Here is a 14,268-nt window from a genome sequence, read left to right on the forward strand (position 1 = left end):
GATGGCCGAGGAAGACGGAAAGAAACAGCTTTTGCATCTGGTGTTCGGAGGCGAGCTGAAGTCGCTCGGCTCGACCGAATTCCGCGACCTCGACGCGCTCGACATAGTCGGCATCTATCCAGACTACCAGTCGGCGCAGGTGGCCTGGAAAGCCAAGGCACAGGCGAGCGTCGACAACGCCCATATGCGCTATTTCGTGGTCCATCTGCACCGGCTGCTGGAGCCCGAGGCCAAGGCATCCGGTTCGAATTGATGACTTCCAGACCAGGCGCGCCGATGGTTATCCGGGCGGCCGGAAAGAAAAAGCGCGAAAAAAGCGCGTCGAAGGCTTTTTGGCGGAAGCTGCGCCAGCCGCTGGCGCAATCGCGCTTCGCCAAGGGCGCGGTCGCCACGCTGATCAAGCAGTGGCTGCGGCTCGTCAGGCTCACCAACCCGCTCGCCAAGGGTTCGGCCGACCTGGACAAGGCCAATGCGGAGCTGGCGCCGGCGATCGTCGCTCTGTGGCATGGCCAGCATCTCCTGGCGCCGGCGGTCTATCCGCGCGGGCGCGGGCTGGTCGCCATGGTCTCGCGCAGCGCCGACGCCGAACTCAACGCGCTGGTGGTCGAGAAATTCGGCCTGCAGGCGGTGCGCGGCTCGGGCGGCCGGGTCGGCAAGCGCCATCGCGACAAGGGCGGCGCGCGGGCGCTCATCGCCCTGAAAAAGGCGCTCGACGCCGGCATGAACGTCTGCATGATCGCAGACATACCGCATGGAACCCCGCGCGAGGCCGGGCTCGGCATCGTGACGCTGGCGCGTCTGACGGGCCGGCCGATCGTTCCAGTAGCGATCACCACCAGCCGGCGCATGGTTCTCGAGAAGAGCTGGGACAAGACCACAATCAACCTGCCGTTCGGACGCCGCGGGGTGATGGTCGGCGAGCCTGTCCACGTCGCCGCCGACGCGACGCCGGCCGAACTGGAGGCCAAGCGCCTGGAAGTGAATGCGTCGCTCGACGCGGCGACCGAAGCCGCCTATCGCATCGCCGACGGTGCCCGATGAGCGAACGCTGGGCGCGCACATTGCTGTCGAGCTACCGCCTTGCAGGCGCGGCGGTGTATCCGCTGATCGGCACCTATGTCGCCTGGCGCGCCTCCAAGGGCAAGGAAGACCGGGCCCGCCGCCGCGAGCGCTACGGGCTGGCCGGCAAGGAACGCCCGAACGGGCCGCTGATCTGGGTGCATGCGGCAAGCGTCGGCGAGACCATCGCGGTCGTGCCGCTGGTCCAGAACATACTGGGCTACGGCGTCAATGTCGTGCTGACGACGGGCACTGTGACATCCGCGCATGTGGCGGAGGAACGGCTCGGCTCAAGCATCATCCACCAGTACGTGCCGCTCGATCTGAAGCCGGCGGTCAGCCGCTTCCTCGACCACTGGCAGCCGGACCTCGCCATCATCGCCGAATCCGAAATCTGGCCGATGACCATCCTGGAGCTCGGCACGCGGCGGGTGCCGCAGGTGCTGGTCAACGGCAGGCTTTCGGATCGCTCGTTCAAATCCTGGAAGAAGCGGGCCTATCTGGCCGAGGCCTTGTTCGAGAATTTGGCGCATGTGGTCGCCCAGTCGGAAGCCGACGGCGAGCGCTTCCAGGCGCTGGGCGCAAGGCCGGTCACCGTGTCCGGCAACCTGAAGGTCGACACCTTGCCGCCGCCCGCCGACGAGAAGGCGCTGGCGTCGCTGCGCAGGCAGGTCGGGCAGCGACCGACATGGGCCGCCGTCTCCACACATGACGGCGAGGAGGCTGTGGCGGCGGAGGTCCACGCCATGCTGCGCGGACGCCACCGCGGGCTCGTCACCATCATAGTGCCGCGCCATCCCGAGCGGGCCGACGCGATCGCCGCCCAGTTCGCCGCCATGGGCCTGAATGTCGCGCGGCGCAGCGCCGGCGCGAAGGTGACCGCCGACACCGATATCCTGCTTGGCGACACGATCGGCGAGATGGGGCTTTACCTGCGCCTGACCGAGATAGCCTTTGTCGGCCGCTCGCTCACGTCGGAGGGCGGGCAGAACCCGCTGGAGCCGGCGATGCTGGACACGGCGGTTCTCGCCGGCCGCAACGTCCAGAATTTCCGCGAGGCCTACCAGCGCCTGATCGACAGTGGCGGCGCCAAGCTGGTGCGCGACCGCGACATGCTGGCCGGCGCCGTCAACTTCCTGCTGGTCAACGAAGTCGCCCGCCACGACATGATGGCGGCGGGAGCGGCGACGGTCGACCAGATGCGCGGCGCGCTCGCCATCACGCTCCGGGCGCTCGAGCCGTTCATCCAGCCGCTGATCGTGAAGTCGCGGCTGGAAGGTTCCGGCGGCAGGTAGATGGCGAGCGAAGCGCCCCCCTTCTGGTGGCAGAAGCCGGACTGGCGCGCCCGCGCGCTGTTGCCGGTCTCGGCGCTCTACGGGCTCGTGGCGAGCCGCCGCATGGCTTCGGCCAAGCGGGAGAAGTTAGACCTGCCGGTGCTCTGCGTCGGCAATTTTACCGTAGGCGGCACCGGCAAGACGCCGGTCGCCATCGCGCTGGCCAGGCAGGCAAGGCGCATGCGGCTGAAACCCGGCATTCTGTCGCGCGGCCACGGCGGCAGCTTCGCCCACCCGCATATCGTCGACCCCGCGCATGACAGCGCAAGGCATGTTGGCGACGAGCCGCTGCTGCTTGCCGAGCATGCGCCGGTGGCGGTGACGCCGAACCGTGCGGCGGGAGCGAAACTGCTCAAGGAGCAGGGCTGCGACTTCCTGATCATGGACGACGGCTTCCAGAGCGCTCGCATCCACATCGACTATGCGCTGCTGGTGGTCGACGCGCGCTACGGCCTCGGCAACGGCCATGTCATTCCCGGCGGGCCGATGCGCGCACCGCTCGTCGAGCAGTTGCGCTTCGCCGACGCCGTTCTGAAGATGGGGGAAGGAAGCGCGGCCGACGAGGCCGTGCGCAAGGCCGCCCGCGCCGGCAAACCGGTGTTCGAGGCGGTCACGCGGCCGAAGGATGGTGGCCGCCTCGCTGGCAGGAGGGTGCTTGCCTTCGCCGGCATCGGCCATCCGGACAAGTTTTTCGATACGGTGGCCAGGGCCGGCGGTGTGGTCGCCCTGACGCGCGCATTCCCCGATCATCATTTCTACAGCGACGACGAACTGCAGGAACTGGCCGCCACCGCGCGCGCCGGGCAATTGCAACTGGTTACCACCGCGAAGGACGCCGCCAGGCTGCGCAACGGCGCGGCTTCCCATGCGGAATTCCTGGGCCAGCTCGACGTGCTGGAAATCGAAACGGCGTTCGACCTCAAACACGCGCCGGCGCGAATCATCGACGAGACACTGAACGCCTGGCGGCTGCGGCGGATTGGCGGCTGAGGAATCGCGTTACAGCGCGGCGCGTCTTTTTAGACGCCCAAAGGACGCTGTAAGACTTTGAATCTGCGCATCGTGCTTCCGATGCGCTAGCGTTTGCGCAGGCCGGGATCGGCTTCGATCTCGCGCTGCAGCGAGGCGGCGGCGTTGAGGTAAGGCTCTTGCCGCAGGACGCTCCAGTATTTGAGCTCGTCGAGCGGGATCCGTTCGCCGGTCACGGCGCAGCGCACGAAGGATCCGGGGCTGGTGACCTGGAAATCTCCGTCGAGATAGCGAATGCGGGCTTCCTTGGCGCCGGGGCCTTCGAAGCGGTTCATCATTGGTTTTGCTCAAGCGCCTAGTAAAGGTCCGTTCCGCCACAAATCGGCCGGGAGGTCAAGGCGGCACGTGGGCAGTGGCGACATTTGTCGCCGCATGGAAACCGGCAAATCAAACGAGCTACGGTCAAGCAGCGCCCGTCCTGTGCGGCACCGGATGCCTTGGCTGATAAAGCCCGAGCCTGCCGCCGCCTGGCAGTGATATATGGGTGAGCAGACCCCAGCCTTCGTCCGTGACCGGAGCACATTCGACCTTGCGCGAATTAAGGTCCCGGATCGTGGCGTCGACATCGTCGCACATCAGGTAGATTTCGTGGCCATCGGTTTCAGCCGCCGGATGGACGGCGATTTCGGCCGGAGGCAAGGCGAAGATCAGCCATCCGCCGCCGGCGTCGACCGCGGAAAACCGCAGGACGTCGCGAAAGAATGCCCGGTCCGCCTCGGCGTCGGTGCTGTAGAGGATCATGTGTGCGCCTGAAATCATGGCTATTCTCCTTCAAGACAGGAGGAGAATGTAACGCGCCGGCCGCATGCCGCCAGCGCCGCCTTCACCGCCGCCCGAACAGCCGCTCGATGTCGGCGAGCTTCAGCTCGATATAGGTCGGGCGGCCGTGGTTGCAGGTGCCGGAGCCCGGCGTCGCCTCCATCTGCCGAAGCAGCGCGTTCATCTCCTCCGGCTTCAGCCGCCGGCCTGAGCGCACCGAGCCGTGGCAGGCCATGGTCGCGGCGATACGGTCGAGGCGGTCCTTCAGCGTGTCGGTGGTGTCGTTGTCGGCGATCTCATCGGCAAGATCGCGGATGAGCGCAGCGACATTGGTTTCGCCAAGCATCGACGGCGTCTCGCGCACGGCGACCGCGCCCGGCCCGAAGCGCTCGACCCCGAGGCCGAATTTCCGCAGCATGTCGGCATGGGCGGCGATGCGTGCCGCATCGTCCTCCGGCAGATCGATGATTTCGGGAAGCAGCAGCATCTGCGCCGGCACCGGCCGCGAATGCAGCGCCTGTTTCAGCGCCTCGTAGACCAGGCGCTCATGCGCCGCATGCTGGTCGACGATGATCAGCGAATCATGCGTCTGCGCGACGATGTAGTTCTCATGCACCTGCGCCCGCGCTGCGCCCAACTGCGCCTGAAGCAGCTCTTCCGCCACTTCGCCATGGCCGCCGCGCGAATCCGCGCTGGCGAGCGGACCGGCGTCGAAGGCCGCCTGCGCCGGTTCGGCGAAGCCGTCGAGCGGACGGTGCGGCGAGCGCAGCGCATCGAAACCGGCCGAGGTTGCGGCGCGAAAGCCCGGATTGAAGGCGCGGTGGCCATTGGCCGGACCGGGATGGCCGTAGGTGGCGGGGCCGGGCCGGAAGGCGCCCATCATCGCCGCCGCCCCAGACGTTGCGGCGCGCATGCCGGCATTGGCGAGCGCCTCGCGGATCGCGCCGACGATCAGCCCGCGCACCAGGCCGGGATCGCGGAAACGGACATCCGCCTTGGCCGGATGGACGTTGACGTCGACGGTCGCCGGGTCGAGCGTCAGGAACAGCACCGTCACCGCGTGCCGGTCGCGCGGCAGCACGTCGGCGAAAGCGCCGCGAATGGCCGAGGCAATCAGTTTGTCGCGCACCGGGCGGCCGTTGACATAGGCGTATTGCTGCAGCGCGTTGGCCCTGTTGTAGGACGGAATGGAGACGTGTCCCGTAAGCCGCACGCTTTCGCGCACCGCGTCGATGGCGATAGAGTTGTCGGGGAATTCCGCGCCCATCACCTGCGCGATGCGGGTGAGCCGGCCTTCGGCGCTGTCGTCGGTGGCCGCAAACTCCAGTGTAGAGCGGTCCGGCCCCAAAAGCGTGAAGCGCACCGCTGGAAAGGCGATGGCGATGCGCCTGACGATGTCGGCCGTGGCTGTGGATTCGGCGCGCTCGCCCTTCATGAACTTGAGCCGCGCCGGCGTCGCGAAGAAGAGATCGCGGACCTCGACAGACGTGCCGCGATTGGCCGCTGCGGGGCGGACGGGCGAGATCCGCCCCCCTTCGATGGCGATCTCGGCGCCGCTGTCGCTTGTCGCCGTGCGCGAGCGGATCGTCAGCCGCGCCACTGAGCCGATGGACGGCAGCGCCTCGCCGCGAAAGCCGAGCGAGCGTATGTCGTGGATGTCGGTCGAGAGCTTCGACGTGCAGTGGCGCGCCACCGCCAGCTCCAGCTCGTCTTCCGGAATGCCGGAACCGTCGTCGCTGACGCGCACCAGATTGAGCCCGCCGCCGGCCGTCACGATCTCGATGCGGGCCGCCCCCGCGTCGACGGCGTTCTCGACCAGTTCCTTGACGACGCTCGCCGGACGCTCGATCACCTCGCCGGCGGCGATCTGGTTGATCATCGTTTCTGAAAGCTGGCGTATCGGCATAGCGGCCATCTTACATGGATTCGCCGACGCGCGAACAGGCCCGCGTGGTTCAGCCGAAGGGCCGAAGGATCACCGCGCGATATTTCCCGGAGGCGTACCTCCGGGCCTAGATCCTGCGGTGCTCGAAATCCAGGACCTACGCGGTCTGGATCTTCAGCGTACGGCTCTCCTCGCGGCCGAAGCCGCGGATTTCGATCCGGTCCTGGTGGACCTCGGCGATCGAATAGGCGCTGGTCGCCGGCGTATCGACCATACCCTTGAAGTTGACGAAATATTTGCCGTTGAGCTCGCCGAAATTGCCGGCGTGATTGTGCCCGTTGAAATAGGCGACGACATTGGGCGAGCCGGTCAGGAGCTCCACGATCCGCTCAGAGTCCCACATATTGTGCTCGTTCACCGGATAGACCGGATAGTGGCCCATCACAATGACCTTCTCGCCGGCGGCTTGCGCCTTCTTGATCGTAGCCTCGAGCCATGCGAACTGCTCGTCGCCGAGCGAGCCATTCCAGGTCTGGGCGTTGACCGCGCCCGTCGCCTTCAATTCGTCGAGCCGTTTTTGGGCGATCTCGCGGCGCGGATCGTCCTTGGGCGGCGCGAACAGGCTGACGTCGTTGCCGTCGAGGACAATGAAGCGATAACCGCCCCCGGCAAAGTCGTAGTAGGCCTTTTCCATGCCGGCCGTCCGCACGACCGACGCCAGATATTCGGGCGCCACATCGTAATCGTGATTGCCGAGCAGGAAGAAGCGCTCGTGCTTGAGCTGGTCATAAACCGGCAGGATATGGGTATAGCTTTCCCAGTGCCGGTCGATGATGTCGCCGAGCGTGGCGACGAATTGAAGGTCTTCCTTGTTGAAGACCTCGATCGCCTCGGAAAGTTTCCAGAGCGAATTTGCATAGTAGCGGTTCGCCCGAACGTTGGGCACGACCGGCGCATATTGCGGATCGGCGACGATGCCGAAGCGGAAGAGCGGGCCGGACTGGGCGAGCGCCGGGTTGACGCTAAAGCCTCCAAAGGGGGCAAACATTGCGGCGGTGCCACCGATCTTCAGGAGATTGCGTCGGGTGATCATGGCAGCGCTCCGGGTTTGGGGGAATACCCTGTCGCAATAAGGCGGTCCGGTTACACGATGATGACACGCCGATGAAGCAAGCCTGAAATTTCTCGCATTCGGTCGACCGACTTGCCACTATTTCGCAGCCCGCGGGATGCGCTTCACGCCTGCGCGGCGAGCCAGTCGCGAACCTTTCTGGCGCTGGCCGAAAGCTCGCGGTTCTTCGGCCAGACGACGTGGAAAGCCTTGCCGGTCCTCATCACATGGTCGGTGACCTGAACCAGCAGGCCGCTCTCGACCAGCCTGTCCGTCAGGTGCCGCCAGCCGAGCGCGATGCCCTGGCCCCCCATCACCGCCTGGATGACGGGAACATAGTCATTGATGAGCAGCCCGCGATTGGCCACCGCGCCGTTGATGCCGGCCGATTGGAACCATTCGTTCCACGTCGCGGCCTCCCGGAACGGCTCCTCGAGGTGGATGAGGCGGTGGCGCGTCAGCTCCGCGACCGATTTCGGCGCGCCGTTGCGGCCGGCATAGGACGCGCCCGCCACGGCATAGATCTCTTCCGTCGCCAGCCGCAGGCAATCGTAGAACGGAAAATCCGCCGGCGCCCCGCCGCGTATGCCGAGCGGGATGCCTTCGGCGATGAGGTCGATGTCCCGGTCCGAAGTCTGGATGCGAAGATCGATGCCGGGCAGGTCGTCGCGGAACTGCTGCAGCCGCGGCATCATCCAGAAGGAGGCAAAGGCGGTGGAGGCCGAGAGCGTCACATGTCCGCCGCCTGCGAAGGCGCGCAACTCCTCGGCCGACTTGCGAATATGCGAAAGGCCGAGCGTGACGTCGGCGAAGAAGCGCTCACCGGCCTCCGTCAGCCGCACCTGGCGATGCTTGCGCAGGAACAGGGCCACACCGAGTTGCCGTTCCAGTCCCCGGACAGCGTAGGAGACCGCGGCCTGCGACATGCCGAGCTCTCGCCCGGCGGCGGTGAAGCTGCCGAGCCTGCCGGCGGCCTCGAATACGATGAGGGAGCCCGCGGAGGGGAGGAGGTGGCGGAGGCTTTGCATAAATCCAGCTTATACAAGCCATCAGGATTTTCCAGCGTCACAAGGATAGAACGTGGGGCTAGTTTCATGAAAACAGGGTCGGAACTTGCCGGAGGCGGAATGGCGGAAATTACGGGCGAGATGATCGAGAAACCGGCGCCGCCCCGCCGCGAGCGCGGCGGCGGCAGGATCGCGCGGCGCGAATTGCGCTCGCATGGCAACGAAGGGCACGGCCGGCCCTATATCGTCCGCAATATCCCGACCTACGACATATTGTCGGAAGAGAATCTGCTTCGCATCGAGGCGATTGCCGACCGCATCCTGGCCGAGATCGGCATCGAGTTCCGCGACGATGCGGTAGCGCTCGACCACTGGAAGCGGGCAGGGGCGAACATTGACGGCGCCCTGGTCAAATTCGAACCCGGCATGCTGCGCGAGATTCTGAAGACCGCACCGGCCGAGTTCACCCAGCACGCGCGCAACCCGGCAAATTCGGTACAGATCGGTGGCAAGAATGTCGTCTTTTCGCCGGCCTACGGTTCGCCCTTCGTCATGGATTTGGACAAGGGCCGCCGCTACGGCACGATCGAGGATTTCCGCAACTTCGTGAAGCTCGCGCAGTCCTCGCCATGGCTGCACCATTCGGGCGGCACGATCTGCGAGCCGGTCGACGTGCCGGTCAACAAGCGCCATCTCGATATGGTTTACTCCCATGTAAAATACTCCGACCGCGGTTTTATGGGCTCGGTGACTTCCGAAGCCAGGGCGGAAGATTCGATCGACATGGCGCGGATCGTCTTCGGACAAAAATTCGCCGACGAGAACTGCGTCATCCTCGGCAACGTCAACGTCAACTCGCCGCTGGTCTGGGACGCGACCATGACCACGGCGCTGCGCGCCTACGCCCGCGCCAACCAGGCGGCGGTGATCGTGCCTTTCATCCTCGGCGGCGCCATGGGACCGGTGACGAATGCCGGCGCCATCGCCCAGTCGCTCGCCGAAACCATGGCCGGCTGCGCGCTGACGCAGCTCGAACGCCCCGGCGCGCCGGTGATCTTCGGCAACTTTTTGTCCTCCATGTCGCTGCGCTCGGGTTCGCCGACATTCGGCACGCCGGAGCCGGCGATCGGCTCGATGGTGATCGGGCAACTCGCGCGGCGGCTCAATCTCCCCCTCCGCTGCTCCGGCAATTTCACCACCTCGAAGCTGCCCGACGCACATGCGATGAACGAGGCCACCATGTCGATGCTGGCCGCCGTGCATTGCGGCGCGAATTTCGTTCTGCATTCGGCCGGCTTCCTCGATGGGCTCTTGTCCATGTCCTACGAGAAATTCGTCATGGACGCCGATTTCTGCGGCGCGCTGCACACCTATCTCGACGGCGTGAAGATCGACGACAACCAGCTCGCGCTCGACGCGTTCAAGGAGGTCGGGCCGGGCAGCCACTTCTTCGGCTGCGCCCACACGATGCAGAACTACGAAACGGCGTTCTGGGATTCGGAGATCGCCGACAATGAGCCCTTCGAGAAATGGGAGGCGGCGGGAAGCGAGGACGCAGCGATCCGCGCCAACAAGCGCTGGAAGAAGGCGCTCGCCGAATACGAAGCCCCGCCGCTGGACGAGGGCATCGACGAGGCGCTGAAGGACTTCATGGCCCGCAAGAAAGGCCAGATGGATGACGCCTGGTACTGAGGCGACGGGAACAAGCAAGAGAAAACATCAGGAGGAACCGATGGCATTTTTCAGGAGCAATGAAGACCGCGTCCCCGCGGTCGTTGAGCAGATGGCAGAAGCGGCCCGTTCCGGCCGCATGGACCGGCGCGAATTTCTTGCGATGGCGAGCGCGATGGGCGCATCGACGGCATTCGCCTACGGCATGATCGGGCTTGCCGCGCCTACGCGGGCGGTGGCCCAGGAAGCGAAGAAGGGCGGCGTGCTGAAGGTGGCGATGGCCGTGAAGGCGCAGAAGGATCCGCGCACCTACGATTGGGTGGAGATGGCGAACATCACCCGGACGTTCCTGGAACCGCTGGTCGCCTATACGCGGAACTTCACCTTCGAACCGGTGCTGCTCGAAAGCTGGGACGTGAATGACGAAGCCACCGAATATGTGCTGCACGTCAGGAAGGACGCGACCTGGAACAATGGCGACCAGTTCAATGCCGATGACGTGATCTTCAACCTGAACCGCTGGTGCGACAAGGCGGCGTCGGGCAATTCCATGGCCGCACGAGTGGGCTCGCTGATCGACGAGGCGACCGGGCGCGCCCGGGAAGGCGCCATCACCCGCGTCGACGACCATACGGTGAAGCTGGCGCTCAACAAGCCGGACATTTCGATCATTCCCAACCTGACGGATTATCCGGCGCTCGTCGTGCACCGGAACTTCGAGGCGGACGGCGCCGATCCGGTCGCCAAGCCGATAGGTACGGGCGCGTTCGAACTCGTTTCTTACGACGTAGGCTCGAAGGCCGTGCTCAAACGCCGGGAAAACGGAAGCTGGTGGGGCGGGGAGGCGCTGCTCGACGGGGTCGAGTTCATCGACTACGGCACCGATCCGGCGGCGATGCTCAATGCATTCGAATCCGGAGAAATCCAGGCCAATTTCGAGACGCCGGCCGACTATGTGGACATACTCGACGGCATGGGCCTGGTGAAATCGGAGGTGGCGACGGCGACGACGCTGGTCGCGCGCACCAATGTCACCCAAAAACCCTATGACGACCAGCGGGTGCGCAATGCCCTTCAGATGGCGGTCGACAACAGCGTGGTGCTGCAACTCGGCTATGGCGGCCGCGGCACGGTCGGCGAGAACCATCATGTGGCCCCGATTCATCCCGAATACGCCGAACTGCCGAAGAAGCAGCGCGATATGGAAGGTGCGAAAAAGCTTCTGGAGGAGGCCGGACAGATCGACTTCGAGCACGATCTCATAACCGTGGAGGACGACTGGCAGAAGAACACGGGCGACGCCATCGCGGCGCAACTGCGCGAAGCCGGCATCAAGGTGAAGCGCACGGTTCTGCCGGGCTCCACCTTCTGGAACGACTGGACGAAATATCCCTATTCGATGACCATCTGGTACATGCGCCCGCTCGGCGTGCAGGTCCTGGCGCTCGGCTACAGAACCGGAGAAGCCTGGAACGAGAGCGGCTACTCCAATCCGGAATTCGACGCCAAGCTCAACGAGGCGCTCGCGGTTGTCGACCCCGAAAAACGCCGCGAGATCATGAAGGACATCGAGCAGATACTCCAGGATTCCGGCGTCATCATCCAGCCGTTCTGGCAATCCCTCTATTGCCACATGGCCGAGGCGGTGAAGGACCACGGCATCCACCCGACCTTCCAGATGGACCTGCAGAAGGTTTGGCTCGAGACGGCATGAGAGCAGCCGAACAGGCGGCGCGGGGCTGATGCCTGTTCGCTCAACCCCGCCCGCGATAGGGCGCGACGCCGGTGTCCGGCAGCCAGGCGCCTTCGGGCGGCGCGCCGGTCTGCCAGAACACGTCGATCGGGATGCCGCCGCGCGGATACCAGTAGCCGGCGATGCGCAGCCACAGCGGCTTCGTCGCCTCTATGATGCGCCGGCCTATCATGACCGTGCAATCCTCGTGGAACGCGCCATGATTGCGGAACGAAACCATGAACAGCTTCAGCGACTTCGATTCCACCAGCGCGGCATCAGGCGCATAGTCGATGACGATGTGCGCGAAATCGGGTTGGCCGGTCACCGGGCAGAGCGAGGTGAATTCCGGGCAGGTGAAGCGCACGATCGCCGGCGGGCCGTCGCCGCGCGTGTAAGGCACGGTTTCCAGGACGGCGGCTTCCGGCGAGGCAGGCGTTTCCACGCGCGCGCCGAGTTGGGTAAGGGTGTCGGTTTCGGTCATCTTCTGCTCCTCTCATTTCGATGCAATCGGAATGAGCGTGTTGATTGGCCGCATGATCTTGTCCGAAAAGTCTGCGGGATCATGCTTTAGCGGGCGCTTATAGGCATATTGTGTCGGAACGAAAGACCATGATGAGCAACGACCCGCTTCTCCAGCCCTACCAGCTAAAACACCTGACGCTGAAGAACCGCGTTATGTCGACCGCGCACGAGCCGGCCTATTCCGAGGACGGCATGCCGAAGGAGCGCTACCGGCTCTACCATGCCGAAAAGGCCAAGGGCGGCATGGCGCTGACCATGACCGCCGGCTCGGCGATCGTCTCGCGCGACAGTCCGGCCGCCTTCGGCAATCTCCAGGCCTATCGCGACGAGATCGTGCCGTGGCTGAGCGAGCTGGCCGATGCCTGCCACGAGCACGACTGCAAGGTGATGATTCAGCTTACGCATCTCGGGCGCCGTACCGGCTGGAACAGGGCCGACTGGCTGCCGGTGCTCTCGGCCTCGCCGGTGCGCGAGCCGGCCCACCGCTCATTTCCAAAGATCGCCGAGGACTGGGATCTGGACCGCATCGTCGCGGACTATGCGAGCGCTGCGCAGCGGATGCAGGCGGCCGGTCTCGATGGCATGGAGTTCGAGGCCTACGGCCATCTGATGGACGGGTTCTGGTCGCCGGCGACCAATTTTCGCGACGACGAATATGGCGGCTCGCTGGAGAACCGGCTGCGCTTCACCTGGCGGGTGATCGATGCGGTGCGCGAGGCGGTCGGCGAAAAGTTCATCGTCGGCATCCGGATGGTCGCGGACGAGGATTTCGAAAAGGGCCTGTCGAAGGATGAAGGCGTCGAGATCGCCCGCCGGCTGGCGGCGTCCGGAAAGTTCGATTTCCTGAATATAATCCGCGGATCGATCGAGACGGACGCGGCGCTGACCAACGTCATCCCGATCACCGGCATGCGCTCATCCCCGCATCTCGACTTTGCCGGCGAGGTGAGGGCGGCAACTAAGTTTCCGACATTTCACGCTGCCCGCATTGCGGACATTGCGACGGCGCGACATGCCATCGCTGCCGGAAAGCTCGACATGGTCGGCATGACCCGCGCGCATCTCGCCGACCCGCACATCGTCCGGAAGGTGATGGAGGGCCGCGAGCACGAAATCCGCCCCTGCGTCGGCGCGACCTACTGCCTCGACCGCATCTATGAGGGCGGCGAGGCGCTGTGCATCCACAACGCCGCGACCGGGCGCGAGGCGACGATCCCGCATGTGATCCGCCGGGTGGACGGGCCGCTGAAGAAAGTCGTGGTGGTCGGCGCGGGCGCTGCAGGGCTCGAGGCGGCCAGAGTGGCGGCCGAGCGCGGCCATTCGGTGATCGTGCTGGAGGCCTCGGGGCAGGCGGGCGGACAGGTTCGGCTCGCCGCGCAGAACATGCGCCGCCGGGAATTGATCGGCATTGTCGACTGGCGGCTTTCCGAGCTGGACCGGCTCGGCGTTGAAATCCGCTACAACACATGGGCCGAGAAGGACGATGTGCTGGCGCTCGGGCCGGATGTCGTCATCGTCGCCACCGGCGGCCTGCCGCAGAACCCGCCGCTGGAGGCGGGCGACGATCTGGTCACGTCGAGCTGGGACATCATCGCCGGCAGCGTGAAGTCGGCCGAGAACGTGCTCCTCTATGACGACAATGGCGGCCACCAAGGCATGACCGCGGCCGAATTGATCGCCAATGCCGGCGCAAGGCTCGAACTGGTCTCGCCGGAACGCTTCTTCGCGCCCGAAATGGGGGGCATGAACCATGTGCCCTATATGCGCGCCTTCCACGAGAAGGGCGTGACGATCACCATCAACACCCGCTTACATTCCGTTCAGCGCGAGGGAAATCAGCTGGTTGCGACGCTTTCCTCCGATTTCGCCGAAGGCTGGCGTGATGAACGCCGCGTCGATCAGGTGGTGGTGGAGCACGGCACGCTGCCGCTCGACGATCTTTATCTCGCGCTGAAGCCGCTGTCGAAGAATGGCGGCGCGGTGGATTACGAGAGGCTGGTCGAGGGCGGCGACATTTTCCCACAGAAGAGGCCTGACGCCGGCTTCACGCTGCTGCGCATCGGCGATGCCGTCGCGGCGCGAAATATCCACGCCGCGGTTTATGACGGGATCAGGTTCGCGCTGCGGATTTAGGCGACTGACAGGCTGTTCGTCCT

The 14,268-nt window shown here is 65.2% G+C and carries 13 protein-coding genes; 7 read left to right on the forward strand and 6 right to left on the reverse strand.

Annotated features, from left to right (window positions below):
* The first annotated feature begins 1 nt into the window (after nt 1).
* The 4 genes from ACG873_RS07545 to lpxK are packed head-to-tail and all read left to right on the forward strand — an operon-like array spanning nt 2 to nt 3,383.
* Nucleotides 2-253 (forward strand): DUF4170 domain-containing protein, encoded by a 252-nt coding sequence (locus tag ACG873_RS07545; protein WP_394891160.1) that lies wholly within the window; start codon nt 2-4, stop codon nt 251-253.
* Nucleotides 253-1,041: a lysophospholipid acyltransferase family protein gene (locus tag ACG873_RS07550; RefSeq protein ID WP_394891161.1), complete on the forward strand. Its 789-nt coding sequence runs from the start codon at nt 253-255 to the stop codon at nt 1,039-1,041. The genes ACG873_RS07545 and ACG873_RS07550 overlap by 1 nt, the downstream gene beginning before the upstream one ends.
* A complete protein-coding gene (gene waaA, locus ACG873_RS07555) occupies nt 1,038-2,354 on the forward strand; it encodes a lipid IV(A) 3-deoxy-D-manno-octulosonic acid transferase (RefSeq protein ID WP_394891162.1) in 1,317 nt (438 codons plus the stop codon). Before ACG873_RS07550 ends, waaA begins: the two co-directional genes overlap by 4 nt.
* Entirely contained in the window at nt 2,355-3,383 is a 1,029-nt protein-coding gene (gene lpxK, locus ACG873_RS07560; protein WP_394891163.1) for a tetraacyldisaccharide 4'-kinase, read from the forward strand. It begins immediately after the preceding gene.
* An 86-nt stretch (nt 3,384-3,469) separates the two neighbouring features.
* On the opposite strand, the gene ACG873_RS07565 is transcribed toward lpxK, so the two are convergent.
* From ACG873_RS07565 to ACG873_RS07585, 5 genes are all read right to left on the reverse strand, one after another.
* Entirely contained in the window at nt 3,470-3,700 is a 231-nt protein-coding gene (locus tag ACG873_RS07565) for a DUF2093 domain-containing protein (RefSeq protein WP_394891164.1), read from the reverse strand.
* A 124-nt stretch (nt 3,701-3,824) separates the two neighbouring features.
* Nucleotides 3,825-4,181, reverse strand: coding sequence for a VOC family protein (locus ACG873_RS07570; protein ID WP_394891165.1), 357 nt, complete (start codon nt 4,179-4,181; stop codon nt 3,825-3,827).
* 64 nt (nt 4,182-4,245) lie between these two features.
* Nucleotides 4,246-6,087 carry a DNA mismatch repair endonuclease MutL gene (gene mutL, locus ACG873_RS07575; RefSeq protein WP_394891166.1) on the reverse strand — a complete coding sequence of 614 codons (1,842 nt, stop codon included), beginning with the start codon at nt 6,085-6,087 and terminating at the stop codon, nt 4,246-4,248.
* Between the two features lie 136 nt (nt 6,088-6,223).
* Nucleotides 6,224-7,159, reverse strand: coding sequence for a metallophosphoesterase (locus ACG873_RS07580; protein ID WP_394891167.1), 936 nt, complete (start codon nt 7,157-7,159; stop codon nt 6,224-6,226).
* 143 nt (nt 7,160-7,302) lie between these two features.
* Nucleotides 7,303-8,205, reverse strand: a complete 903-nt coding sequence (locus ACG873_RS07585; RefSeq protein WP_394891168.1) for a LysR substrate-binding domain-containing protein — start codon at nt 8,203-8,205, stop codon at nt 7,303-7,305.
* A 99-nt stretch (nt 8,206-8,304) separates the two neighbouring features.
* Between ACG873_RS07585 and ACG873_RS07590 the strand changes: the two genes are divergently transcribed.
* Nucleotides 8,305-9,876, forward strand: coding sequence for a trimethylamine methyltransferase family protein (locus ACG873_RS07590; RefSeq protein WP_394891169.1), 1,572 nt, complete (start codon nt 8,305-8,307; stop codon nt 9,874-9,876).
* Nucleotides 9,877-9,916: 40 nt separating this feature from the next.
* Nucleotides 9,917-11,569 carry an ABC transporter substrate-binding protein gene (locus ACG873_RS07595; protein ID WP_394891170.1) on the forward strand — a complete coding sequence of 551 codons (1,653 nt, stop codon included), beginning with the start codon at nt 9,917-9,919 and terminating at the stop codon, nt 11,567-11,569.
* 40 nt (nt 11,570-11,609) lie between these two features.
* On the opposite strand, the gene queF is transcribed toward ACG873_RS07595, so the two are convergent.
* A complete protein-coding gene (gene queF / locus ACG873_RS07600; protein ID WP_394891171.1) occupies nt 11,610-12,071 on the reverse strand; it encodes a preQ(1) synthase in 462 nt (153 codons plus the stop codon).
* A 128-nt stretch (nt 12,072-12,199) separates the two neighbouring features.
* Between queF and ACG873_RS07605 the strand changes: the two genes are divergently transcribed.
* Nucleotides 12,200-14,245, forward strand: coding sequence for an FAD-dependent oxidoreductase (locus ACG873_RS07605; RefSeq protein WP_394891172.1), 2,046 nt, complete (start codon nt 12,200-12,202; stop codon nt 14,243-14,245).
* Nucleotides 14,246-14,268 lie beyond the last annotated feature (23 nt).

This window comes from Allomesorhizobium aridi (assembly GCF_043769475.1).
GTDB lineage: Bacteria > Pseudomonadota > Alphaproteobacteria > Rhizobiales > Rhizobiaceae > Allomesorhizobium.

Coding starts and splice junctions, on each gene's coding strand:
- ACG873_RS07565 (WP_394891164.1), bottom strand. CDS start 3,700: ATGATGAACCGCTTCGAAGGCCCCGGCGCCAAGGAAGCCCGCATTCGC.
- ACG873_RS07545 (WP_394891160.1), top strand. CDS start 2: ATGGCCGAGGAAGACGGAAAGAAACAGCTTTTGCATCTGGTGTTCGGA.
- queF (WP_394891171.1), bottom strand. CDS start 12,071: ATGACCGAAACCGACACCCTTACCCAACTCGGCGCGCGCGTGGAAACG.
- ACG873_RS07595 (WP_394891170.1), top strand. CDS start 9,917: ATGGCATTTTTCAGGAGCAATGAAGACCGCGTCCCCGCGGTCGTTGAG.
- waaA (WP_394891162.1), top strand. CDS start 1,038: ATGAGCGAACGCTGGGCGCGCACATTGCTGTCGAGCTACCGCCTTGCA.
- lpxK (WP_394891163.1), top strand. CDS start 2,355: ATGGCGAGCGAAGCGCCCCCCTTCTGGTGGCAGAAGCCGGACTGGCGC.
- ACG873_RS07605 (WP_394891172.1), top strand. CDS start 12,200: ATGATGAGCAACGACCCGCTTCTCCAGCCCTACCAGCTAAAACACCTG.
- ACG873_RS07590 (WP_394891169.1), top strand. CDS start 8,305: ATGGCGGAAATTACGGGCGAGATGATCGAGAAACCGGCGCCGCCCCGC.
- mutL (WP_394891166.1), bottom strand. CDS start 6,087: ATGCCGATACGCCAGCTTTCAGAAACGATGATCAACCAGATCGCCGCC.
- ACG873_RS07585 (WP_394891168.1), bottom strand. CDS start 8,205: ATGCAAAGCCTCCGCCACCTCCTCCCCTCCGCGGGCTCCCTCATCGTA.
- ACG873_RS07580 (WP_394891167.1), bottom strand. CDS start 7,159: ATGATCACCCGACGCAATCTCCTGAAGATCGGTGGCACCGCCGCAATG.
- ACG873_RS07550 (WP_394891161.1), top strand. CDS start 253: ATGACTTCCAGACCAGGCGCGCCGATGGTTATCCGGGCGGCCGGAAAG.
- ACG873_RS07570 (WP_394891165.1), bottom strand. CDS start 4,181: ATGATTTCAGGCGCACACATGATCCTCTACAGCACCGACGCCGAGGCG.